This is a genomic window from Burkholderia sp. AU33803 (assembly GCF_002223095.1).
In the GTDB taxonomy this organism is placed as follows: domain Bacteria; phylum Pseudomonadota; class Gammaproteobacteria; order Burkholderiales; family Burkholderiaceae; genus Burkholderia.
The window spans coordinates 485,252-508,256 of the sequence record NZ_NKFJ01000009.1 but is presented as its reverse complement, the minus strand read 5'-3'; the positions used below and the strand labels follow the sequence as shown (position 1 = coordinate 508,256).

Below are 23,005 nucleotides of genomic sequence, written 5' to 3'. Positions count from 1 at the left end.
GTCGAACTCATTGGAACTCGCATATTCTGAAAGCGCGTTAGGCCAGCCGAACACTGGACGTGCGATCGTCTTGAAACCCCATCAGAAAGCCAGTCGGCTCCAGGCCGCGCTTCTTTTGAATGGCATTCGTATCCATGAGTTTTTGCCATTTCATGAACGTTTCCTTGATGGCGACAGGACTCCCATTTCCACCGTCATGGGCGCCACCGGTATGTAGCTTCCAGATTCGCTTCCGCAAATCGGTGCTCTTGGCACGATCATCGCTGCCCACATTGATCTCCGCGTCAACCGCCATGCTCCGCAAATTCAGGTTGGCGCTTCCCAATGTGAAGAAGCTGTCGTCGATCAGCAGCAGCTTACTGTGAATGTAGATTTCCCGGTATCGGGCCGCGATTGACTGCGTCGGCAATGGCAGCATCGGCGCCAGGTCCGGGTCGGGCAATTCACCCTTGGCTTGCTGCTTCTCCGCGTATTCATTCCAGCGGGTCCGCTTCTCTTCCGTTTCGGTGTTCAGCTTGGAACTGCGCCAATTGCGATCAAAGGTCCAGAGACTACCCACCAGCGCACGGATACCCATTTGATCCAGCGATTTTTCCAGGGATCCCTTGTCGCCGAGATCCTTGGCACTTTGCGCCGCCGGCGAAAGCGGCGCAGGATAAAGATCAGGATCTATACTCGCGCCGCCCGCCTTCTGCCGCTTGACGTAGGCGTCCCAGGTCGCTTGCTGCTGCCGATTGCGCGCGAGTTCGTCTTCGACGGCCTTATCCTGATTCGGCATCGACGTCCCATGCCCCAGCACCTTAACGGTATCGTGCGTGCGCGGCACCATCTGCACCCGCTCAGGCGTAGGGATGACGACCATCACGTGCAAATTCGGTATGTCCGCAGGACTCTTGCCGGCAGCCTGGCTGCACGAGAGAAACTCGGCCCGCAATTCCTTCAGTTTTTTCGGCCACTCGGTATATTGAAAATACTGGTTCTCGATGTAGATATAGTTGCGCGCGAAGGACGTCGCCTGCGCATACAGGGCCTTGACGGATTTGTCCTTTTCTTCAGGCTGGGTGCGGACGACTTGCGCACGCTGGCACGGCGTGCCGAGATTCTGCGTCAAGCCGGGAGGCACTTTCTTGAGATCGTGCGTTCGCGACAGGTTCACGCCCTTGCCCTTGGCACGATTCCACGCGTCGGTAAAGTTCTTGCTCACCGCCACCAGCGCCTCCCCGCGGATCCGGCACGCATAGTCCTGGTAAGGCTTGAGGCCCGGTTCAGTGTCATTGGCCCCTTCCCACGCCTCACCACGGCGAGGATCATTGAATAGGTGCTGCTGCGTGTCCCAATAGTCCGTCACGCTATTCAGGCCCATCACGTAGCCGATGGCGTGCACGCCGCCTTCGTGGTCGTAATCGATCAGGATAGTCTTCTGGTGGTCGGTGGCGACCTTCTCCAGCCCTAGTACCTCGGTGAAGTCACGTTTGCCCGGCTCGCTCTTCAGGCTTTCATGAACATCCTTGCTGCTGCCGTCCCGCGTACGAATCGACACGTTAGGCAGCCGACCGGCAAACGCATCGTCATACCATCGCGAATTGAAATCCTCGCGCCGTTCCTGCGGAGTTTGAGGTTGAGCCGGATTCTCGGTCGGCAAATAGATGCCGCCCTCCATAGCGACCTTGATGGCCTGCTTATCGTCATAGTTCAAGCGACCGCTGCTGTGACCCGGCATGTTGTTCGAGCCGAGACTTCCGATGAAGCCATACCACGAAAGCAAACGAACCTGCACGGGTTTGCCGTTGTTGAATTTCCCGGCCGCGACATCGCGCAGCAATCCACCCCACGTATCCCCGCGCGGCCAGACCTTGCCGTTCCGGATCAACTCCATTCCGGGATCAAAGCCCCAGCAGATGATCTCGACACTGTGCTTGGCCGCCTTCAAATCGGCCGCAATCTGCTTGAACGCATCCTCGCCACAGATGAATACGTCGAGATTGTTCTTTTCGTATGGCGGCGCATAGTAGTCCGCCTGCTTTTCCAGAAACCACTGCGCACTGGCGACCGTCTGCCGCTTGCAAACGTCGACCGGCGCCTTCGATTTGTTTTGGGTATTGGTATCGGACATCAAGTTTCTCGTCGAAAACAGTGGCAAATCGCCGGTCAGCCCTCTGCGTGGCGCTGGCGCGATTCCGGATCGCCGTCAACCGCCCGCCAACCCTGCGCGGCCAGTGCCTCGTCATCGGTCAAGCCGCCCTCCTTCACGGGCACGTCGATCTCATGCCCGTTGTGCAGCTTGACCGTATAGGAAGATGTGCCCCTCTGGTGATTCGCAATGATCAGTTGACCATGCTCGTCAGTCACACCGTCCGCAATCTTGGCCGATCCCTTGTAAAGCGTGTATGGCTCGTAGGCGAGCGGCCGGCCGTCCTCCGGATGCGAACGGAGCACCACAGCGAGACTGTCCTGCTGTTCCAGTTCCTTGAAGGTCAGGGGATCGGGTGCTTTCACGGGCTTGTTGTCCGGTCCGACGAGACTGTGCGACGCCGCATGTTCACGCCATACACCGCTCGTACCGTGCACGACACCGCCGCCATTCCATTGGCTGTAACTCGATCCGCCGTTGATCGATGCTTCGTCGCTCGCCTGGGTATTGACCTTCGGCGACCGAAACACGATTTCCTCACCTGCCTCCAGAATGATCCGTTTGGCGGCCTTCACGACGACGTCTTCCTTGTGCGCTTCGATCCGGAGCTTGCCGTCTGCCGTGACGAGCGTCATGCCCTTGGCCGCGAATGCGCTCATCCAGTCTCCGACGCGCATCAGCAACCGACGTCCCGCGCTGATCTGCGTGTTGCCAGCACTCACGGCATCGATGTTGGTCTGCGCACCGAGCACCATCGCGTCCTGGCTGGCCACGGTCACGCCGGCCGGCCCTTCGATCGCCACCATCGGCGCACCGCCGGTGCCACCACCCTGGTCAACATTGCTGCCAGCGTCCCAGCCCTTGATTTGCGATGTGATCTTCTCGATGCGTGCAAGGTCGGTGTTGTCGGCGTCATTCGCAGCGGACGCATCACCGAGGTTCCGTACCAGGTCTTGCAATTGTTCGACCAACGTCTGCAACGCCGTGCGTTCGAGCATCTTGCCTTCGGCACGCCCCTGCTGCTGCGCGGTCACGTAGACGCCTTTCGCGGCACGAATGACCGCCTGGGCATCGGTTCTGGCCTCGAGGCCATCGCCGCGAGGCGCCCCTTTGCCGTTATCGCGAGGCTCGGTCAGGTAGCCCAGGTTCAACTGGGTATAGGTGTGCTCGCTGGCAAGCTGACTGCTGATCTGGCCGGGCGTATCGTCGAAGCGCAGTTGGTTGTAGCGATCCGCCTTGACCTCCTTGGTCTTGATGCCAGAGAGATATCGATTGCCCGGAAGCGAGCCCGTGTGGCTGAACGTGGTCGGCATATTGGGACCGCCGTGCAGCACCCCGATCACAACCATCTTGTCGGGATCGCCATGCAGATGGTCGATCAGCACTTCCATACCGGCACGGGGCAGCATGTCCATGCCGTAGTTCGGGCCGGCCCAGGGGCTGACCCATCGCACCCACGCGCTGTCCCGCTCGGTTCCGCTGGTGCCGGCGCCCTGCGCATGGGCATGATCGTCGGCACGCAAACCGAGAATCTGCACCTTGATGCGACCCAATTCGTCGCAGTGCACTTCCTCGCCATCCTGGCCAACCACTTTCGCAGTAAACGGGTGCACTGGCGGCAAGTCGACACGCGGATCGTAGCGAGGCGTCAGCGGCACACCGCGGCGCACGCAGATGAACGTGTTTTCGTAGCGAACTCCGGCACCCTCTTCGACCGGCAATGCGTCGAAACGCCAGCGACTCGCGGTAAACAACGCTTGGGCCCGCTCGTCGAGCGTCTTCGAAAAATTATTGGTGGCCCGGTGGTGAAGGCTGGTGACGACGAATTGCCGCTGCTCTTCGGGCCGGGTGTCGACCTCCGGATGCCCAAGCAGCGTGAACCAGAAGCCCGGCGAGATATTCCGGACATCGCTCGACGCATGCACGCACTCGGCACAATGCTCGTGTGCCAGAATCCGAGCCTTCGCCAGGCGCTCCTGGTCGGCATCCGAGTCCGCCGCATGCGGAACGTCGATGACCGAATCGGCCAACAGCTTCGCGAGGTCGTTGCCCGCCTCGCCCTGATCGACGATCGTCTCCTGCTCGGACTGCGCCATCCTGCCGGTCTTGTAGTCCCAACTGGCGCGCCGAACGCTTCCGGGCGTCAGCGCACGGGCCGTGGACCACAGCGTGACCGAGTCACGCTCCCGCGACTGCGTACCGCGGTGGTAAGGCACCTGGCCTGCCGCCGCCTGCGGCAGCTTCGTCGGATCGTCGCAGAACACGAGCGTGTGAACCGGCGTGTCGGCTGCCGCCCCATCATGCTTGCCGGCCCTGGCGTACCAGAAAATGCCGTCGCGTCGACACAAGCGGCGAATGAAGGCCGCATCCGATTCGTCTGCCTGACGCGTTTGCTCACGCTTCGGATACCGGTCGCGATCTAGCACGAGCTCGAAATCGAAAGCCTGCGCCAACGCAGAGCTGCGTTGCTGCCATTCGTGCAACAGCGTCTCGAGAATGTCCGGGATACTCATCGAGCGGAACGTTCTGCTGTTGATACGCTGATCGAGAATGCCCAGCGCGTCTCTCAATGTCAGTTGTACGCACGTGAGGGAGCCGTCCGATTGGCCGGCGCGGACATCCGTGATGATTCCGTTGATCGGGTACGGCTTGCCTCGATCCGTCATCAGCTGCACCGAAAGCGGCAACCCCAAAAAGGTGGAGAGCGGAAGATCCGGGCGTGAAGATAGACAGGTCAGGTGCCCTTCGATGCCAACACAGAGGCCTTCCGTCAAATCGATGCTTTGCGGTACCAGCACATGGGCCAGCGCATCCTGGTGACGGCCCCAATGAAACCGGATCGCACGATTGTTCTGATCGAGGGCACCCACGAAGGCGCGCAGCATTTCGGTCACGTTCACTTGTCGATAGGGCATTCGGCAACGGCGCTCTCAGACCGCCAAGCCACCTGCGCACTTAATTATTTGGTCACCGATTTTAAATGCAACGTTCACACAAAAACAATCACACCATGCTAGATTTCGCGCGATCGCGCGACGGAAGGTTCGGCGCATCCCAGAGAAATACAATTTATTGATTTTATTGAGTTTTTCATTCTTTCAAACGACCAGCGACAAGCATCTTCGTGTTTAAACGCACGTCGAGCCGGCCATTGCCCGACATTTCTTGACGGTTCCCGGGCTACCAAGCTGATAACATGCGCGTCGCATGCGACCGATCTGCCCGGGATCGTCGCGCGCCGAGCCGACACCCGCACCGAATGCATGATCAGGCCCCGTTGAACCCCGCAACACCACGGCATCGCCCCGCGCGACCCGTTGCAGCAACCGTTGGAGTGGCGCTCCCCGCGCCTGTAAGCATGAAGAACTCGAAGCAGCCCCCCCGCACCCCGCACCACAAAGACCGCACGCCGCTGGCGCGCGCCGGCGCGCTGCTGCTGATGGCCGGCCTGCTGTATCTGCTGTGGCCGTCGGCCGAAACCGCGTACCTCGCGATGGAGTCGGTGATCCGCTGACGCGCCCGGCCATCCGTCCCCGCACTACGCTATACTCACGCAATGGAAACCCGACCCGCCTCGCCGAACGTGCATTGCTGGTGGCGCGCCTGACCCAGGCGGCCCGTTTCCTTTTGCATGTCCCAAACGTGATGCCGCCAGCGATGGCGGCATTTGCGTTTCTGCGCAGACACCATGGCTGGCGGCTTCGATAACCTGGAGCCACGACCAACATGACCCACCCGACCCGACCGACCATCCTCACCGGCGACCGCACGACCGGCCCGCTGCATCTCGGCCACTACATCGGCTCGCTGCGCGCGCGCGTGCAGATGCAGCACGAAGCGAAACAGTTCCTGCTGCTCGCCGACACGCAGGCGCTGACCGACAACATGGGCCGCCGCCAGCGCGTCACCGAGAACGTGATCGAAGTCGCGCTCGACTATCTCGCGGTCGGCATCGATCCGGCGATCTCGACGATCGTCGTGCAGTCGCAGGTGCCCGAACTCGCCGAGCTGTCGCAATACCTGCTGAACCTCGTCACGGTCGCACGCCTCGAACGCAATCCGACGATCAAGGAAGAGATCCGCCTGCGCGGTTTCGAGCGTGACATCCCGGCCGGCTTCCTGACCTACCCGGTAAGCCAGGCGGCCGACATCACCGCGTTCAAGGCAACGCACGTGCCGGTCGGCGACGACCAGTTGCCGATGATCGAGCAGACCAACGAACTCGTGCGCCGCTTCAACGCGACCGTCGAGCAGCCCGTGCTGGTCGAATGCGAGGCCGTGCTGTCGGCGGTCACGCGGCTGCCGGGGATCGACGGCAAGGCGAAGATGAGCAAGTCGCTCGGCAACGCGATCACGCTCGGCTCGACGCCGGACGAGATCACGCAAGCGGTGAAGGACATGTACACGGACCCGAGCCACCTGCGCGTGAGCGATCCCGGCCAGGTCGAGGGCAACGTCGTGTTCACGTTCCTCGATGCGTTCGAACCCGACGTGCAGAAGGTCGACGAGCTGAAGGCGCACTACCGTCGCGGCGGGCTCGGCGACAGCGTCGTCAAGCGCGTGCTGAACGAGCGGCTGCAGGCGTTGATCGAGCCGATCCGCGCGCGCCGTCGCGAATTCGAGGCCGACAAGGCCGAAGTGATGGCGATCCTGAAGCGCGGCACGATGCACGCACGCGACGTGGCCGGCGCGACGCTCGCCGAGGTGAAGGGCGCGATGGGGTTGAATTACTTCGATTGAACGGCACCGGCTGCGAGCACGCGAACCGCTTTGCGCGCCGGTCGGTATCGAGCCGGCGCGTGGCGTTCACCGCGTCACGTGCGCGAGCGATCGAGCGAGTGTCCAGTGAACCGCACCTTCCTCACGATGCCTGCGCCGGCACGGACGCATTGCACACCGCCTCGACCCGATTGCCGGCCGGGTCGACAAGAAACGCGCCGTAGTAGTCACCGTGGTAATGCGGCCGCAAGCCGGGTTCACCATCGGACCGCCCGCCCGTCGCCAGGCCAGCTTCGTAAAACGCATCCACCTGCGCGCGGCTCGCGGCCTTGAAGCACCAGTGCCGCTTGCTCGCGCCGATTTCAGCGGGATCCAGATAGACCGCCAGGAAAGTCGATGCGGTGTCGTTCGCGTTGCAACGTTCGCCATAGCCGAGCGCGGTCGGCCGGTCATAAACCTTGGCTGCGCCGAGCGCGGCCATGATGGCATCGTAGAACGGGCGCGCCAGGTCGATATCCGGCACGCTGATTGACACGTGATCGAGCAATTGCATCGCATCCACTCCGTTGAAGGGCACACGAGTCTACCTGAGCGGGGCATTTCCGACTGCAGTGGCCCTGCTGCTCGTGGGCGATTGCGCCTCCACCACCGTCGCTCGAGCGGCTATCCGAGCCGACGGCGGAGCGGCCGCTGGTCCACTCGCGACCTCCCGGTACAAAGCGAACGCGGATGGCGCATCCGGAGCCGCACGCAGGAACGCAGCTGGATGCACGATGCGCCGCCGGTCGCGGTGCGCTGAGCGCCCGGCGCGCGGCGTGTTACGTCACTTCATTTGCATCAGCTGAATCAGGTTCCCGCACGTATCGTCGATGATCGCGACACGCACGGGCCCCGCGTCCATCGGTTCCAGCGTGAAGTGGACACCGAGATCCGTGAGCCGCGCGAACTCCGCATCGAGATCGTCGACCTGGAACGATGCCGCCGGAATGCCGTCCTCGTACAGCGCCTGCTTGTAAGGCCCGACCGCGCGATGGTGGCTCGGCTCGAGCAGCAGCTCGGTGCCGTCCGGCTGGTCCTTCGACACGACCGTCAGCCAGCGGGTCTCGCCCACCGGCACGTTGTTCTTCAGCTTGAACCCGAGCTTGTCGGTATAGAACGTCAACGCCGTGTCCTGGTCGTCGACAAAGATACTCGTCACGTAGATTCGCATTCCAATCGCTCCTGTCGCGGCAGCCACCGCGCTGCCGCTATTCTTCGCCGAAATCGATGACAAACACATCACCGCCGTCGATCGGCGTGCGCAGGGTACCGTCGACGTCGTCGGCGATCACCGCATCGCGGTCGGGATCGTGCGGGAAACGTACGACCTGCCCGACCTTGCCGCCCGACGCCGGCCCGAAATCGACACAGCGCTGCGACGCGCCGCCGCTTACGTGATCTGGTACGTCGACGCCGGCACGAATTCCTCCGGCAGCGGGCGGTCGCCCAGTTCGAGTACCGACCGCTCGATCGTGCGCGTCATCGCATCGAGCGCCAGCGCGTTCGGCGCGAGGCCGAACGGCTCGGCCACCTCGCTCGCGATCGCTTCGAGCGCGATCAGCGTGTACGAGATGAACACGCAGATCAGCGGCGTGAAGAACTCCGTCGAATCGACGAGACCGAACGGCAGCAGCACGCAATACGCATACACGGTGCGATGCAGCAGCACACTGTACGAGAACGGGATCGGCGTCGACAGGATGCGTTCGCAACCACCGACCGATTTGCCGACCTCGTCGAGCTGCGTCTCGAACATCCAGCAGGTCGCATCGCTACCGGGCGCACGGCCCAGCGCGCGGACGATGTCGCCGCGCAACTCGTCGAGGATCGCGACGGGCTTGAAGCATTTGCCGCCCAGCTCGGCCGTGTGGTCCGCCCCGAGAATGCGCTGCAGGTCCGCGGTCGGATCGGTATGACGAAGCTGATGCTTGAGCGCATAGGTGAGCGCGATCAGCAGGTCGGCGAGCCGGTTGCGCTCGGCGTCGCTCACGCTGTCGGGCAGGTAGCGATTGAACTGCGACGTCAGCGTGCGCGCCGCGATCAGCAGGTTGCCCCACAGATGCCGCGCCTCCTTGAAGCGCTCGAAGCTCGCGCTGTTGCGAAACCCGAGAAAGATCGCGAGCGCGAGCCCGAACAGCGTGAACGGCGCGGTGTTGAGCGGGATCTTCTCGCCGAAGATGCGCCCGTTCGTGAAGACCGCCAGCGTGCTGACGACCGCCATGAACACGAGCTGCGGAATGATCGATTGCAGCACGGAGCCGTTCCAGACGAACAGCATCCTGAGCCAGTTTTGTTGTGGTCGGACGATCATGGTGTTTTCTCGACTGCCAGGGAATGCATCAAGCGGCACGCCGGCGCCCGATGCGCACCGGCCCGCGCGTGGCGGGCCGGTGCCGGGTGAATGGCGGGCCGGGCAACGCGCTGCGCGTGATGATACGCCCGCGCCCGCCCTGCCCGTCACCTCATGCGGCGTTCAGCGATGGCCGCTCAGCGACAGCCGCTCAGTGATAACCGATGTCGCCCTCACGCACCTTGCCGCGGAACACGCGGTACTGCATCGCGTTGTACACGAGGATGATCGGCAGCACGATCACGGTGCCGACGAGCGCGAACAGCTGGCTCGAGTGGCTCGACGACGCGTCCCAGATCGACAGCGACGGCGGCACGATGTTCGGCCAGATGCTGATCACGAGCCCCGTGTAGCCGAGGAACACGAGCGCGAGCGTCAGCAGGAACGGCGTGGCCTCGTGCGCGCGCTTCACGGTGTGGAAGATGCCCCACACGCAGGCGACGACGAGCACCGGCACCGGCAGGAACCAGCCGAGGTTGCCGCTGCCGAACCAGCGGTGCGCGACGGCCGGCAGCCCGATCACGGTCCACAGGCTGACCACGCCCATCACGGCGAGCAGCACGCCCGCGAGCGGCTTCATCAGCAGCCGCATCTTGCGCTGCAGTTCACCGTCGACCTTCAGGATCAGCCAGCCGCAGCCGAGCGTCGCATACGTGACGAGCACGCCGATCCCGCACAGCAGGCTGAACGGCGACAGCCAGTCGAACGGCCCGCCCGCGAACTGGTTGTTCTCGATCTTGATGCCCTGCAGCAGCGAACCGAGCACGATCCCCTGGCAGAACGCGGCCAGCGCCGAGCCGCCGATGAACGCGAGATCCCACATGTGTTGCGTGCGCGTGGCCTTCGCGCGCAGCTCGAACGCCGCCCCGCGGAAGATCAAGCCGACCAGCATCAGCACCAGTGGCAGGTAGTTCGCCGGGAGCAGCGTCGAATACACGACCGGGAACGCGCCGTAGAGCCCCGCGCCACCGAGCACCAGGAACGTCTCGTTGCCGTCCCACACCGGCGCGACGGTGTCGAGCATCACCTGGCGCTCTGCCTTCGCGTCGAAGAACGGAAACAGCAGGCCGATGCCGAGATCGAAGCCGTCCAGCATCACGTAGATGAATACGCCGAGGCCGATGATCGCGGCCCAAATGACAGGAAGATCGATGTGCATGGTTACTCCGCCTCGGTGACGTTCAGCGGCGTGGACAGCGCGCTCTTGCGCAGCCCCGGATGCCGGTGCAGCTCGATGTAGCCGGCCTGGGCCGCCGGCCCGTGCTTCATCAGTTTCAACATGTAGTAGATCCCCGTTCCGAATACCAGGAAGTACACGACCACGAAGACCAGCAGCGACACGCCGACCTGCTGCGCGCTCAGCGGCGCAACCGAATCGACGGTGCGCAGCACGCCGTACACGGTCCAGGGCTGCCGCCCGACCTCGGTCGTGATCCAGCCGGCCAGCAGCGCGAGGATGCCCGACGGCCCCATGCAGACGACGAACCACTGGAACCAGCGCGTCTCATACAGGCGCCCGCCCTTTCTCAGCAGCAGCCCCAGCAGCGCGGTGAGCAGCATCAGCATCCCGAGGCCCGCCATGATCCGGAACGTCCAGAACACGATCGGCGAATACGGGCGGTCCTGCGGCGGGAATTCCTTCAGCCCGCGAATCTCGCCGTCCCAGCTGTGCGTGAGGATCAGGCTGCCGAGGTGCGGCACCTGGATCGCATAGCGCGTGGTTTCGGCCTGCATGTCGGGCAACCCGAAGAGGTTCAGCGCGGTGCCACCCTTCTCTGTTTCCCACAGCCCCTCGATCGCCGCGATCTTCGCCGGCTGGTATTCGCGCGTGTTCAGCCCGTGCGCATCGCCGACGACGATCTGGATCGGCGCGAGCACCAGCAGCATCCACAGCGCCATCGAGAAGCTGCGCTTCACCGGCTCGTCGCGGCGCCCCTTGAGCAGGTGCCACGCGCCGCACGCGGCGACGATGAAGCCCGCGACGATGAACGCCGCGATCGTCATGTGCACGAGCCGGTACGGGAACGACGGGTTGAAGACGATCTTGAACCAGTCGACCGGCACGACGAGGCCGTTCTCGATCTTGTAGCCCTGCGGCGTCTGCATGAAGCTGTTCGACGCGAGAATCCAGAACGTCGAGATCAGCGTGCCGACCGCGACCATCAGCGTCGCAAAGAAGTGTGCGCGGGGGCTCACGCGCTGCCAGCCGAACAGCATCACGCCGAGGAAGCCGGCTTCGAGGAAGAACGCCGTCAGCACTTCATACGTGAGGAGCGGGCCGGTGATGTTGCCCGCGACCCGCGAGAAGCCGGCCCAGTTGGTGCCGAACTCGTACGCCATCACGACGCCGGAGACCACGCCCATCCCGAAGCCGATCGCGAAGATCTTCGACCAGAACTGGAACATGGATTTGTAGGCGGCATCGCCGGTGACGAGGTAGCGCCATTCCAGCACTGCCAGGAAGCTCGCCATACCGATGCTGATCGCGGGAAACACGATGTGGAACGACACCGTGAACGCGAATTGCAAGCGGGCGAGATGGAACGCATCGAAGATTTCCATGACCGTAATTTGCTCGTGGTTGTGAGGACGTACGCTCGAAGCAGGAAATCGCGCGACGGCTTGGCGACAACACATGCGAACACAAGCAGTCACTCGCATGGCATCGAAGCGTGAATGACGATATCGCGTTTGCAACGATACTCGCAATCGTTCGAACGTGCGTTGAAACTGTGCTGCTTACGCCGCCGAAGATGTGTGCACGGAAAACACATTTCGTGCCTGCCGGATGGTCAGCTGTACTGCTTTCCGCATTGCGGCGCTGTATATCCGGCGCGCCTGTCATCCCCCTTAACATCCCATGAAACGCCTGCCCGAAGCGACGGCGCGCCCCCTCGGCCGCGCCGCCCGGCAGCCTCTCGATTCCCCTGGTCCGGCGTACCCGCCCGACCCGGCCGGCCCGCCGGCCGATCCGCCTGGAGAAAACCGCATGGAGTCCTGCATCCGCCGCGACGCTCCAACCGGCAGCACCGCGTGTCAGGTGACGCGTCACCGTGCCGGCGAAGCGCGCGACACCGTCGACAGCGTCGTCGAGGAAACGCCGGTTGCACTCGTGTTCAACGACATTGCGCACACGGTCATGATGGCGACGCCGATCGACCTCGACGTGTTCGGCCTCGGCTTCGCGCTGAGCGAAGGCATCGTCGAACGCGCATCGGACGTCTTCGACATCGAAAGCGAATGCCGTGCCGGCAGCGCCGAAGTGCGGCTGACCGTGTCGCAGCAGGCATTCATGGCGATGAAGGCGCACCGGCGCGCGCTGGCCGGCCGCACCGGCTGCGGCGTCTGCGGGATCGAAAGCATCGCGCAGCTCGACCTGCACCCGCCGCGCATTGCCGCCGCCGGCACGGCCGCCGGTATCGGCGCGGCAGCGATCGAACGTGCCGCACGCGCGTTGCCGGCCCATCAGACGCTGATGCGCGAGACGGGCGGCATCCACGCGGCCGCGTGGTGCAACCGCGACGGCGACGTGCTCGACGTGTTCGAGGACGTCGGCCGCCACAACGCGCTCGACAAGCTGATCGGCCGGCTCGCGCGGCGCCGCGCGAACCTGCACGACGGCTTCGTGTTCCTGTCGAGCCGCGCAAGCTACGAGCTGGTGCGCAAGGCCGCGCGGGTCGGCATCCCGATGATCGCGACGATCTCGGCGCCGACCTCGCTCGCGATCGACGTCGCCCGCGAAGCCGGCGTCAGGCTGGTCGGCTTCTGCCGCAACGACGGCTTCGTCGAGTACGTGTCACCCGACGTCGCTCGGCCCTCTCAACCCGATCAACCCGCGCTCGCTCAAGCGCATCCGGCGCTTTCCTGATGAAACCCCTGACCGATTTCGACACCGCGCAGCAGCATTTCGCCACTGCGTTCGCGCCGCTCGGCGCCACCACGTCCGTCCCGATCGAGGAAGCCGCCGGCCACGTGCTGGCCGCGCCGCTCGTCGCCGTACTCGACCAGCCGCCGGCCGACCAGAGTGCGATGGACGGCTACGCCGTGCGTTACGCGGATCTCGCGCACGGCGAGCCGCTGCACGTCGCGCAACGCTGCTATGCGGGCGACACGCCAGCACCGCTGGCCCCGCGCACGGCCGCACGCATCTTCACCGGCAGCGTGATTCCGCCCGGCGCGGACACCGTCGTGATGCAGGAACACGCACGCGAGCAGGACGGCTGGGTCGCGTTCGACGCGCCGCAGCGCAGCGGCTCGCACATCCGCCGCCAGGGCGAGGAAGTGCGCGCCGGCGACCCGCTCGTGCCGGCCGGCGTGCGCATGGGCCCGATGCACGTCGGCGTGGCCGCCGCGCAGGGGTTCGCGCGCGTCGACGTGCGCCCGGCGCTGCGCGTCGGCATCCTGACGACCGGCGACGAGCTCGTCGCGTGCGGGCAGCCGCGTGCGCCGCAGCAGATTTACAACAGCAATGCGCCGATGCTCGCCGCGCTGGTCGCGGGAACCGGTGCCGAGGTCGCGATGCGCCTGCATGCGGCCGACACCGCATCCGCCGTCGATCGTGCGCTGCGCGATCTGCACGCGGGTTGCGACCTGGTGATCTGCGTCGGCGGCGCGTCCGTCGGCGACAAGGATCTGCTGCGCCCCGCGCTGGACGCGCTCGGCGCGTCGTTCATCGTGGCCGGCGTGCGCATGAAGCCGGGCAAGCCGGTGGCGCTCGCCCGGCTCGACACGCGGCCGGTGGTGTTGCTGCCCGGCAATCCGGGGGCCGCGATGACCGCGTTCACGCTGTTCGTCGCGCCGCTGATCCGCCGCCTGCAAGGGCGCCACGCACGCGTGCCGATCGTGCCGTCGCTGCCGATCGACGCCGACTTCGAACCGGATCCGCAGCGCGAACGCTTCGTGCGCGTGCACTGCACCGTCGGCCTCGACGGCACGCCCGCGCTCGACACGCTGCGCCAGCAAGGCGCCGGCACGCTGCAGTCGCTCGTGCAGGCGAGCGGGCTGGCCCGACTGCCGGCCGGACAGCGCATCGTGTGCGGCGACGCGGTACCGTATTACGAATTCGCGCACTGGCTTGCGTGAGCGCGATGATGCTCACGCGCCCGATTCACGGTATCCGTCGCCGCGCAGGTCGTACGACGAACTGTATCCCTGCAATTCGGGCGCGATTGTGTCCCTGCCGCGAAAACCCCGCGGACTATCCTCACGATGAGGCTCGTCACGCGCCGTGCGCCTGCCCATCCGCACACGCACGGCCGACCGGCGACGCCCCACCGCTTACTTCTTGCAGGCAGACGAACCGATCGTGAATGCCATCGTTTCCGCCGCGCCGGCCGCTGCCGCACTGTCCGGCGGCGCATCGCCCGGCGCTTTCCCCCGCACGTCCGACACGCTCGGCCGCCCGCTGCGCGACCTGCGCCTGTCCGTGATCGATCAATGCAATTTCCGCTGCGGCTACTGCATGCCGCGCGAAAGCTTCGGCGCCGACTATGCGTTCATGCCGTCGTCCGAGCGACTGTCGTTCGCGCAACTCGAAAAGATCGCCCGTGCGTTCACGTCGCTCGGCGTCGAGAAGATCCGCATCACCGGCGGCGAGCCGCTGCTGCGCCGCAACCTCGAAGCGTTGATCGAACGTCTCGCCGCGCTGACGACCGTCGACGGCAAGCCCGTCGAGATCGCGCTGACGACCAACGGCTCATTGCTGGCCGCGAAGGCGCGCACGCTGCGCGACGCGGGCCTGTCGCGCGTGACGGTCAGCCTCGACGCGCTCGACGACGCGGTGTTCCGCCGGATGAGCGACGTCGACATGCCCGTGTCGCGTGTGCTGGCCGGCATCGAGGCCGCGCAGGCGGCCGGGCTTGCGCCAGTCAAGGTCAACGCCGTGATCGAGCGCGGCGTGAACGACGACCAGATCCTGCCGCTCGTGCGGCACTTCCGGCACACGGGCGTGGCCGTGCGCTTCATCGAATACATGGACGTCGGCGGCGCGAGCTTCTGGTCCGGCGACAAGGTCATGCCGGCCGCGCACATGCGCGAACTGATCGACACACACTATCCGCTCGTGCTCGTCGGCGAACCGGCGCACGACGCGACCGCGATCCGTTGCGCGCACATCGACGGCGCAGGCGAAGTCGGCTTCATCGCGAGCGTGTCGCATCCGTTCTGCGGCACCTGTTCGCGGGCCCGCGTGTCGGCCGACGGGCAGCTCTACACGTGCCTGTTCGCGACGCAAGGCACCGACCTGCGGCCGTGGCTCGACGACGCAACGTCGAGCGCCGACCTCGCCGCCGCCGTGCGCGATCGCTGGACGCACCGCGACGACCGCTATTCCGAGCGCCGGGCCGCACGGCCTGCCCGCGCGCCGGGCAAGACCTATCCGACCGTGCGCATGTCGCTGGTCGGCGGCTGAGGGGCCGCCGCGCGACCCCGGGACGCACCGCCAACAGGAGAATCGTCATGACGAGCTTCACCGAATCCCGTGCCGGGCTGCCGGACGATCCGATGCACGCGGGCAGCCCCGCGCCCGACCACGCGACCGACCCGCATCCCGAACCGCCACCGTCGATTGCCGCGGGCTTCGAAGTGCGCGTGCAGTACGCGTCGATCGATGCCGGCGCCGAGCTCGCGCCGATCGTTCGCAATCCGAATGTCGGTGCGGTCGTGAATTTCCTCGGCGTCGTGCGCAACGAAGGCGACGTCGATGACGTGATCGCGCTCGAGGTCGAGCACTATCCGACGATGACCGAACAGGCGCTGTGGAGCATCGTCGAGGAAGCCAGCGCGCGCTGGCAGCTCGAAACGATCAGGATCGTGCATCGCGTCGGGCGCATTCCGCTCGGCCAGGCGGTCGTGCTGGTCGTGGTGGCTGCCGCGCATCGCGGCGCCGCGTTCGATGCGTGCGAATTCCTGATGGACTTCCTGAAGACCCACGCACCGTTCTGGAAGAAGGAGATCCGCCACGACGGCGTATCCGGCTGGGTCGAGGCGAAAGCGCACGACGACCAGGCGATGCGGCGCTGGGGCTGAGCGGGCGCACCGCGCCCTTTCCGATTCCGCCGCTCCTTCTCAAGACAACGCAATGAAACTGACGATCAAATACTTTGCAAGCATTCGCGAGCAACTCGAGCGCGACGAGGAAATCGTCGAGATCGATGCGCGCGAACTCACCGTCGACGCGCTGCGCGACACGCTGGCCGCACGCGACGCGCGCAGCGCGGAAGCGCTGCGAACGGACCGCCCCGTGCGGGCCGCCGTGAATCTCGAGATGGTAACGGGGGGATTCGTCGTGCGCGAGGACAGCGAGGTAGCGTTTTTCCCGCCGGTGACGGGGGGCTGAGGTCACGACGAGCCGGAAGGAACCCGGCGCGACATCGATTGCCCGTTGCAGGTCACACGCATCGACGCTGCGTATCAGCCGCCCGCGGCCGGCATCGCGGCCCGGCTCGACAGATAGTCGACCATCCGTTGCGCGGCCGGTTGCAGCGCGTCGAAGCTCCTGAAACAAACGACGAACCGGCGCTTCGCCCACGCGTCGACGAGCGGGATCACCTTGATGCCGAACACCGGCCGATACGTGTCGGCCACTTCCATCGGCACGACACTGATCCCGAGCCCGGCCGCTACGACGCGAAACGCGGCATCGAAACCCGACACGATCACGCGATACGACACGGTCGTGCCGGCATCGGCAGCCGCGCGCTGCAGCAGCGTGTGAACGGCGGTCGTCGGCAGCAGGCCGACATGCTCGTAGCCCAGCGTCTGCTCGAAGCGCAGCGACGGCTCGTTCGCGAGCGGATGATCGCGATGCACGGCCAGCGCCAGCCGGTCCTGCCGATACGGCCGATGCTGCAAACCTTGAAGATCGACGTTGTCCCAGCACACGCCCACGCTCGCCGCGCCCTCACGTAACTGCCGCACGAGTTCGGACGACAGCCGCTCTTCCACGTCGACCCGGATGTTCTCGTTGGCCGGTTCGCGCATGAACGACGAGATGTCGTCGAGCAGTGCTTCCGCGATCGCCGATGCCGACGCGCAGATGCTCACACGCCCCTTCAGCCCGCCGCCGAACGCGGCGACATCGCTCGCGATGCGCTCCATCGTGAAGAGCACGCTGCGCGCGTGCTCGAGCAGCGCATTGCCCGCGGCCGTCGGCTCGACGCCGCGCCGCGATCGCGTGAGCAGCGGCACGCCCAGGTCGCTTTCGAGTTGCGCGATGCGCTTGCTGATCGCCGACGGCTCGATATGAACCGCCTCCGCCGCCCGCGCCATGTTGCGGTGATCGCACACGGCCACCAGCAGCCGCAGCGTTTTCAGGTCGATGTCACGCATCCGCCGTCTCCAGGCAATCAGGCAATCAGGCATTCCATTCCGGAAACATGGCGGTTCCGAAATACCGCTTTAATGTCCATCAGGAATGTCTAAAGTTAGCACGACGCCGGTGCATCGACACGGTCGAAATCAACGGAGACAAGCGACATGCGGTCGTTCCCCCAGCATGCAGTCATACGCGAAGTCGGCTTGCGCGACGGGCTGCAAAGCATCCCGCGCATTCTTCCGACGAAACGGAAGATCGAGTGGATCGGCGACGCGTATGCGGCCGGCCAGCGCGAAATCGAGGTCGGATCGTTCGTGCCGGCGCGCCTGCTCCCGCAACTAGCCGATACGGCCGAGCTCGTGGCGTATGCGAAGACGCTGCCCGGCCTGCGCGTGTCGGTGCTGGTGCCGAACCTCAAGGGCGCGGAACACGCGCTCGACGCGGGCGCCGACCTGATGCTGGTGCCGCTCTCGGCGAGCCGCGCCCACAGCATCGCGAACCTGCGCAAGACGCCCGACGAAGTCGTCGCCGAGGTGGCGCGCATCCGCGCCGCGCGCGACGCGGCCGGCTCGAAGACGCTGATCGAAGGCGGCATCGGCACCGCGTTCGGCTGCACGATCCAGGGCCGCGTCGCGCAGTCGGAGGTGCTGCGTTACCTGCATGCGCTGCTCGATGCCGGCGCCGACCGCGTGAGCCTCGCCGATACGGTCGGCTACGCGGGGCCGGCCGCCGTCGGCGAACTGTTCGGCAAGGCGCGCGCCGCCGCCGGCGAGCGCTTCTGGTGCGGCCATTTTCACGACACCCGCGGCCTCGCGCTCGCGAATGTGTACGCGGCGCTCGAAACGGGCGTCGCCCGCTTCGACGCGACGCTCGCCGGCATCGGCGGCTGTCCGCATGCGCCGGGCGCGAGCGGCAACGCATCGAGCGAAGACCTCGCGTTCATGCTTGCCGACATGGGAATCGAGACCGGCATCGACATTGCCGCGCTGCTGACGCTGCGCGCGAAGGTCGCGCGCTGGCTGGACGGCGAAACGCTGCACGGCGCGCTGTGGCGCGCGGGCCTGCCGGCCACCCACGCCGCCGCCACCACCACCGTCTGAATCCATCATGAACCACGACACCCGACTTCCACTCGACGGCATTCGCGTCATCGAATTCACGCACATGGTCATGGGGCCGACGTGCGGGATGATCCTCGCCGATCTCGGCGCCGAAGTGATCAAGATCGAGCCGCCCGGCGGAGACAAGACGCGCAACCTGCCCGGCCTCGGCATCGGCTTCTTCCGTTCGTTCAACCGCAACAAGAAGAGCGTCGTGCTCGACCTCCATACGCCCGAGGGCAAGCAGGCCGCGGTCGAACTGATCGGCACCTGCGACGTGATGCTCGAGAATTTCCGCCCCGGCCTGATGGCGACGCTCGGCCTCGACTACGACACGCTGTCGGCCCGCTACCCGGCGCTCGTCTACGTGACGCACAAGGGCTTCCTGCCCGGCCCGTACGACCGGCGTCTCGCGCTCGACGAAGTCGTGCAGATGATGGGCGGGTTGTCCTACATGACGGGACCGGTCGGCCGGCCGCTGCGCGCCGGTACGTCGGTCAACGACATCATGGGCGGCATGTTCGGTGCGATCGGCGTGCTCGCCGCGCTGCGCGAACGCGAACGCACCGGCCGCGGGCAGGAAGTACAGAGCGCGCTGTTCGAGAACTGCGTGTTCCTGTGCGCGCAGCACATGCAGCAATACGCGATGACGCATGAACCGCCGCCGCCGATGCCTGCGCGCGTGTCCGCGTGGAGCGTCTACGACGTGTTCACGCTCGCGGACGGCGAACAGCTGTTCATCGGCGCGGTCAGCGACCGGCAGTTCGTCACGCTGTGCGACGTGCTCGCGTGCCCCGGGCTCGCCGCCGAACCGGATTTCGCGACCAACGCGCAGCGGGTCGCCGTGCGTCCGCGGTTGCTCGAACGGCTCGGCGCAATCCTGAAGGACCATCGCGCCGCCGAGTTGTCGCCGAAACTCGAAGCGGCCGGCATTCCGTATGCGCCGATCGTCCGTCCCGAGCAACTGCTCGACGATCCGCACCTGAAAGCGAGCGGCGGGCTGGTGCCGATGCAGACCGACGACGGGCGCACGACCGATGTCGTGCTGCTGCCGATCACGATGGGCGGGCGACGGCCCGGCGTGCGCCAAGCGCTCGCGCGCGTCGGCGAGCACACGCAGGAAGTGCTGGCTCGGCTGACACGCCGCGCGGTCGCATGAGCGGCAGCCGCCGAAGGCCCGGCAGCAGGTTGCGGGCGTCGATTCAGGCGCGGTCGCGCGCCGCCATGAATCCGGCACCCCGTGCACGCCGCGTGCGTCTATAACCGTTATCAAGGCAGGCAGCTCGAAGAAGCATGCCGCCGGTCAGAAGATCAGGAGACAACCCATGCATCAGACCGTCACCGCGGGCGGCGCCCCGCTCGATACGCCGCAGGTACGCGCCGGCATCCGCGCCGGCGCGGACATCTCCGCGCGCATGGACCGGCTGCCGATCACCCGGCACCAGTGGATGCTCGTGCTGCTGATCTCCCTCGGCGGCTTCTTCGAAGTCTACGACCTGATCTTCACCGGCTACATCGCACCGGGCATGGCCAAAAGCGGCCTGTTGCAGACCACCACGCAGGCATTCTTCGGCTTCACCGGCATCGCCGCCTTCATCGCGGCGACCTTCGCGGGGCTGTTCGCCGGCACGTTCGGCTTCGGCTGGATGCCGGACCGCTACGGGCGCCGCGCCGTCTTCACGTACTCGCTGCTGTGGTACTCGATCGGCTCGGCCATCATGGCGTTCCAGACGACGCCCGAAGGCGTGCTGTTGTGGCGTTTCATCACCGGCATCGGCGTCGGGCTGGAGATCGTCACGATCGACACCTACGTGACCGAACTCGTCCCGCAGCAGATGCGCGGCCGCGCGATCGCGTTCAACCAGGTGGTGATGTTCGCCGCCGCGCCGGTCGCCGCGATCCTGTCGTGGTGGCTCGTGCCCGCGACGGTGTTCGGGCTCGACGGCTGGCGCATCGTGGTGCTGGCCGGCTCGGCCGGCGCCGTGATCGTCTGGTTCATCCGCCGTGCGGTGCCCGAAAGCCCGCGGTGGCTGGCCGCGCACGGCGATGCCGAACGAAGCGAGCGGATCGTGAGCCGGATGGAAGCGATCGCCGAGCGCGAGTCGGGCATGCCGCTGCCGCCGCCCGCGCCGACAAGCGAAGCGCCTGAAGTGCACCGCGCGGCGTTCGCGGCATTGTGGCGTGCGCCTTATCGCACCCGTCTGCTGATGCTCGTCGTGTTCAACTTCTGCCAGGCCATCGGCTACTACGGATTCGCGAACTGGGTGCCGACACTGTTGATCGGCCAGGGCATCACCGTCACGAAGAGCCTGCTGTACGCGTTCGTCATCGCGTTCGCGCTGCCGGCCGGGCCGTTGCTCGCGATGCGCTTTGCGGACCGAATCCAGCGCAAGCACCTGATCGTCGGCGGCGCGCTCGCCGTGATCGTCTGCGGGCTCGCGTTCGCGCAGGTCAGGACCGTCGTGCCGCTCATCGTATTCGGCGTGCTGATCAGCCTCGCCGGGCAGACGATCTCCGTCGCCTATCACGCATACCAGTGCGAGCTGTTCCCGACCGAGGTGCGCTCCCGCGCGAGCGGCATCGCGTATTCGGCCAGCCGCGCCGGCGCGATGATGTCGGGCTTCATCATCGCGGCGCTGCTGAAGGATTTCGGCGTGCCCGGCGTGTTCACCGGGATCACCGTGTTCATGCTCGTCGTGGTCGTCGTCATCGGCGCGTTCGGCCCGAGGACCAATGGCGTGCGGCTCGAGGAGCTCAATCGCTGACGCCTGGCGCCGTCCGGGTTACGCCGGACGGCGCCAGGCAAGAACGCCCCCTTCTACCGCATGCACGCCGCCGCCAGCTTCCCGACCGTGATCACGGCTTGCTCGATCTCCGGCGACCACGGGCTGCTGTAGTTCAGCCGGATGAAGTTCCGGTAGCTGTCCGTGATCGAGAACATGTAGCCGGGCCCGATCGTGATCCCCTGCTCCAGCGCGAGCTGGTAAAGCCGCATCGCATCGATCTGCGCCGGCAGTTCGACCCACAGCACGTACCCGCCCGCCGGGCTCGAGATACGCGTGCCTTCCGGGAAGAACCGCGACACCATCGCGCGCATCAGGTTCGCCTGCTGCGCATACGCCTTGCGCAGGCGCCGCAGATGATGCTCGTAGCCATCGCGTTCGAGAAACTCCGCGATCGCGAGCTGCGGCAACGACGGCGTCGCAAGCGTGTTCAGGAATTTCAGCTTCTCGACCTGGTCACGATAGCGGCCCGGCAGCGCCCAGCCGATCCGGTACGCGGCCGTCAGGCTCTTCGAGAACGACGAGCAGTGCAGCACGATCCCGCTGCGGTCATACGACTTCAGCGAACTCGGATGCGCATCGCCGAAATACAGTTCGTTGTACACGCCATTCTCGATCAGCGGCATCCCGGTCTTCGTCGCGAACTCGACCAGCTCGCGCTTGCGCTCGTCCGGCATCTGGAAGCCGAGCGGGTTCTGGAAGTTCGGCATCACCATGCATGCGGCGATCGGCTGCGACTTCGCGATCGCGGCCAGCGCCGCGATATCGATTCCGTATTCCGGGTGCGTCGCGACCTCGATCGCCTTCATCCCCATCCGTTCGATCGCGTGCAGCATCGCGTAGAACGTCGGCGATTCCACCGCGATCGTGTCGCCCGGTTTCGCAACGGCCTGCAGGCACAGGTTGATCGCCTCCGTCGCGCCGACCGTCACGATGATCTCGTTCGGGTCCACCGACATCCCGTTTTCCAGGTAGCGGCGCGCGATCTGGCGGATCAGTCGCGGATGGCCGGGCGGCAGCCCGTCCGTCACGCCCCACAGCGACTTGTCGCGGCCGGCCGCATACGCGTAGCGGTTCAGCTTCTCGAACGGAAACAGGCTCGGGTCCGGGTACGGCGAGCCGAGCGGCACCGCGTCGTCCGTGCCGATCGAGCGCAGCGTCGACAGCACGAGCCGGCTCACGTCCACCGACGACGAGATCGCGATCGGCTTCGAAGGGCGCAGCTCGCGCACCGGCGCATGGCTGTCGTCGCGTCGCAGGTTCACGAAATAGCCCGACTGCGGGCGGCTCTCCAGCAGCCCGCGGCTTTCCAGCAACAGATACGCATGCAGCACGGTCGTGATGCTGATCCGATGCTGCTGGCTCGCCTGCCGCACCGACGGAATCCGGTCGCCGTGCCGGTACACGCCCTGGCGGATCAGGCGCTCGATATCGTCCGCGAGTTTTTCATAGAGTTTCATCGCGTACCTCCCGCCGGGCGGCGCAGCCGGGCTGCCCTGCCGTTTGCGTCCGATACGCGCGTGTTGCGCCCGCCGACCGGGCCGTCGTGATTCCTGATCCTTCCCTCCG

At 65.7% G+C, this 23,005-nt stretch carries 19 protein-coding genes; 10 read left to right on the top strand and 9 right to left on the bottom strand.

Annotated elements, in window-relative coordinates; translation table 11 throughout:
- Positions 1–37 precede the first annotated feature (37 nt).
- Together CFB41_RS36810 and CFB41_RS36805 are read right to left on the bottom strand one after the other, a co-directional pair.
- The gene (locus CFB41_RS36810) at positions 38–2,113 is read right to left on the bottom strand and encodes a phospholipase D-like domain-containing protein (RefSeq protein ID WP_089460096.1); all 2,076 of its coding nucleotides are present in this window, start codon (positions 2,111–2,113) and stop codon (positions 38–40) included.
- Between the two features lie 35 nt (positions 2,114–2,148).
- Positions 2,149–5,016, bottom strand: a complete 2,868-nt coding sequence (locus CFB41_RS36805; protein WP_089460160.1) for a type VI secretion system Vgr family protein — start codon at positions 5,014–5,016, stop codon at positions 2,149–2,151.
- A 473-nt stretch (positions 5,017–5,489) separates the two neighbouring features.
- Between CFB41_RS36805 and CFB41_RS38405 the strand changes: the two genes are divergently transcribed.
- Both CFB41_RS38405 and trpS read left to right on the top strand, forming a co-directional pair.
- Positions 5,490–5,645 carry a hypothetical protein gene (locus tag CFB41_RS38405; protein ID WP_179250327.1) on the top strand — a complete coding sequence of 52 codons (156 nt, stop codon included), beginning with the start codon at positions 5,490–5,492 and terminating at the stop codon, positions 5,643–5,645.
- 212 nt (positions 5,646–5,857) lie between these two features.
- Positions 5,858–6,871: a tryptophan--tRNA ligase gene (gene trpS, locus CFB41_RS36800; protein ID WP_089460095.1), complete on the top strand. Its 1,014-nt coding sequence runs from the start codon at positions 5,858–5,860 to the stop codon at positions 6,869–6,871.
- Positions 6,872–6,992: 121 nt separating this feature from the next.
- Here trpS and CFB41_RS36795 read toward each other — a convergent pair whose 3' ends face one another.
- The 5 genes from CFB41_RS36795 to CFB41_RS36770 all read right to left on the bottom strand — a co-directional run bounded on the left by CFB41_RS36795 (position 6,993) and on the right by CFB41_RS36770 (position 11,801).
- Positions 6,993–7,403 (bottom strand): VOC family protein, encoded by a 411-nt coding sequence (locus CFB41_RS36795; RefSeq protein WP_089460159.1) that lies wholly within the window; start codon positions 7,401–7,403, stop codon positions 6,993–6,995.
- A gap of 270 nt (positions 7,404–7,673) precedes the next feature.
- Positions 7,674–8,060: a VOC family protein gene (locus tag CFB41_RS36790; protein ID WP_089444124.1), complete on the bottom strand. Its 387-nt coding sequence runs from the start codon at positions 8,058–8,060 to the stop codon at positions 7,674–7,676.
- 219 nt (positions 8,061–8,279) lie between these two features.
- Positions 8,280–9,200 (bottom strand): bestrophin family protein, encoded by a 921-nt coding sequence (locus tag CFB41_RS36780; protein ID WP_089460094.1) that lies wholly within the window; start codon positions 9,198–9,200, stop codon positions 8,280–8,282.
- A gap of 190 nt (positions 9,201–9,390) precedes the next feature.
- Positions 9,391–10,398 (bottom strand): cytochrome d ubiquinol oxidase subunit II, encoded by a 1,008-nt coding sequence (gene cydB / locus CFB41_RS36775; RefSeq protein ID WP_089444122.1) that lies wholly within the window; start codon positions 10,396–10,398, stop codon positions 9,391–9,393.
- Between the two features lie 2 nt (positions 10,399–10,400).
- Positions 10,401–11,801: a cytochrome ubiquinol oxidase subunit I gene (locus CFB41_RS36770; protein ID WP_089460093.1), complete on the bottom strand. Its 1,401-nt coding sequence runs from the start codon at positions 11,799–11,801 to the stop codon at positions 10,401–10,403.
- 427 nt (positions 11,802–12,228) lie between these two features.
- Here CFB41_RS36770 and fdhD point away from each other — a divergent pair, with 427 nt between their 5' ends.
- From fdhD to moaD, 5 genes are all read left to right on the top strand, one after another.
- A complete protein-coding gene (gene fdhD / locus CFB41_RS36765) occupies positions 12,229–13,107 on the top strand; it encodes a formate dehydrogenase accessory sulfurtransferase FdhD (RefSeq protein ID WP_089460092.1) in 879 nt (292 codons plus the stop codon).
- Positions 13,107–14,321 carry a gephyrin-like molybdotransferase Glp gene (gene glp, locus CFB41_RS36760; RefSeq protein ID WP_089460091.1) on the top strand — a complete coding sequence of 405 codons (1,215 nt, stop codon included), beginning with the start codon at positions 13,107–13,109 and terminating at the stop codon, positions 14,319–14,321. The genes fdhD and glp overlap by 1 nt, the downstream gene beginning before the upstream one ends.
- 202 nt (positions 14,322–14,523) lie before the next feature.
- Entirely contained in the window at positions 14,524–15,648 is a 1,125-nt protein-coding gene (moaA, locus tag CFB41_RS36750; RefSeq protein WP_089460090.1) for a GTP 3',8-cyclase MoaA, read from the top strand.
- A 47-nt stretch (positions 15,649–15,695) separates the two neighbouring features.
- A complete protein-coding gene (locus tag CFB41_RS36745) occupies positions 15,696–16,265 on the top strand; it encodes a molybdenum cofactor biosynthesis protein MoaE (protein WP_089444117.1) in 570 nt (189 codons plus the stop codon).
- A gap of 52 nt (positions 16,266–16,317) precedes the next feature.
- Positions 16,318–16,575 carry a molybdopterin converting factor subunit 1 gene (gene moaD, locus CFB41_RS36740; protein ID WP_039342384.1) on the top strand — a complete coding sequence of 86 codons (258 nt, stop codon included), beginning with the start codon at positions 16,318–16,320 and terminating at the stop codon, positions 16,573–16,575.
- A gap of 74 nt (positions 16,576–16,649) precedes the next feature.
- Here moaD and CFB41_RS36735 read toward each other — a convergent pair whose 3' ends face one another.
- Positions 16,650–17,567: a LysR family transcriptional regulator gene (locus tag CFB41_RS36735; RefSeq protein WP_089460089.1), complete on the bottom strand. Its 918-nt coding sequence runs from the start codon at positions 17,565–17,567 to the stop codon at positions 16,650–16,652.
- 147 nt (positions 17,568–17,714) lie between these two features.
- On the opposite strand from CFB41_RS36735, the gene CFB41_RS36730 reads away from it, so the two are divergent.
- The 3 genes from CFB41_RS36730 to CFB41_RS36720 all read left to right on the top strand — a co-directional run bounded on the left by CFB41_RS36730 (position 17,715) and on the right by CFB41_RS36720 (position 21,418).
- Positions 17,715–18,653, top strand: coding sequence for a hydroxymethylglutaryl-CoA lyase (locus tag CFB41_RS36730; protein WP_089460088.1), 939 nt, complete (start codon positions 17,715–17,717; stop codon positions 18,651–18,653).
- A gap of 7 nt (positions 18,654–18,660) precedes the next feature.
- Complete coding sequence (locus tag CFB41_RS36725) at positions 18,661–19,812, top strand: CaiB/BaiF CoA-transferase family protein (protein WP_089460087.1); 1,152 nt, start codon at positions 18,661–18,663, stop codon at positions 19,810–19,812.
- Positions 19,813–19,978: 166 nt separating this feature from the next.
- Complete coding sequence (locus CFB41_RS36720; protein WP_089460086.1) at positions 19,979–21,418, top strand: MFS transporter; 1,440 nt, start codon at positions 19,979–19,981, stop codon at positions 21,416–21,418.
- Between the two features lie 53 nt (positions 21,419–21,471).
- On the opposite strand, the gene CFB41_RS36715 is transcribed toward CFB41_RS36720, so the two are convergent.
- Positions 21,472–22,896, bottom strand: coding sequence for a PLP-dependent aminotransferase family protein (locus CFB41_RS36715; protein WP_089429568.1), 1,425 nt, complete (start codon positions 22,894–22,896; stop codon positions 21,472–21,474).
- Between the last annotated feature and the right edge of the window lie 109 nt (positions 22,897–23,005).

Bases quoted from the DNA above. Each gene is read 5' to 3' on its own strand.
- CFB41_RS36810 (WP_089460096.1), bottom strand. From the start codon at position 2,113: ATGTCCGATACCAATACCCAAAACAAATCGAAGGCGCCGGTCGACGTT.
- fdhD (WP_089460092.1), top strand. From the start codon at position 12,229: ATGGAGTCCTGCATCCGCCGCGACGCTCCAACCGGCAGCACCGCGTGT.
- CFB41_RS36725 (WP_089460087.1), top strand. From the start codon at position 18,661: ATGAACCACGACACCCGACTTCCACTCGACGGCATTCGCGTCATCGAA.
- CFB41_RS36770 (WP_089460093.1), bottom strand. From the start codon at position 11,801: ATGGAAATCTTCGATGCGTTCCATCTCGCCCGCTTGCAATTCGCGTTC.
- CFB41_RS36780 (WP_089460094.1), bottom strand. From the start codon at position 9,200: ATGATCGTCCGACCACAACAAAACTGGCTCAGGATGCTGTTCGTCTGG.
- CFB41_RS36730 (WP_089460088.1), top strand. From the start codon at position 17,715: ATGCGGTCGTTCCCCCAGCATGCAGTCATACGCGAAGTCGGCTTGCGC.
- CFB41_RS36795 (WP_089460159.1), bottom strand. From the start codon at position 7,403: ATGCAATTGCTCGATCACGTGTCAATCAGCGTGCCGGATATCGACCTG.
- CFB41_RS36790 (WP_089444124.1), bottom strand. From the start codon at position 8,060: ATGCGAATCTACGTGACGAGTATCTTTGTCGACGACCAGGACACGGCG.
- cydB (WP_089444122.1), bottom strand. From the start codon at position 10,398: ATGCACATCGATCTTCCTGTCATTTGGGCCGCGATCATCGGCCTCGGC.
- glp (WP_089460091.1), top strand. From the start codon at position 13,107: ATGAAACCCCTGACCGATTTCGACACCGCGCAGCAGCATTTCGCCACT.
- moaD (WP_039342384.1), top strand. From the start codon at position 16,318: ATGAAACTGACGATCAAATACTTTGCAAGCATTCGCGAGCAACTCGAG.
- CFB41_RS36720 (WP_089460086.1), top strand. From the start codon at position 19,979: ATGCATCAGACCGTCACCGCGGGCGGCGCCCCGCTCGATACGCCGCAG.
- CFB41_RS36735 (WP_089460089.1), bottom strand. From the start codon at position 17,567: ATGCGTGACATCGACCTGAAAACGCTGCGGCTGCTGGTGGCCGTGTGC.
- trpS (WP_089460095.1), top strand. From the start codon at position 5,858: ATGACCCACCCGACCCGACCGACCATCCTCACCGGCGACCGCACGACC.
- CFB41_RS38405 (WP_179250327.1), top strand. From the start codon at position 5,490: ATGAAGAACTCGAAGCAGCCCCCCCGCACCCCGCACCACAAAGACCGC.
- CFB41_RS36745 (WP_089444117.1), top strand. From the start codon at position 15,696: ATGACGAGCTTCACCGAATCCCGTGCCGGGCTGCCGGACGATCCGATG.
- CFB41_RS36805 (WP_089460160.1), bottom strand. From the start codon at position 5,016: ATGCTGCGCGCCTTCGTGGGTGCCCTCGATCAGAACAATCGTGCGATC.
- CFB41_RS36715 (WP_089429568.1), bottom strand. From the start codon at position 22,896: ATGAAACTCTATGAAAAACTCGCGGACGATATCGAGCGCCTGATCCGC.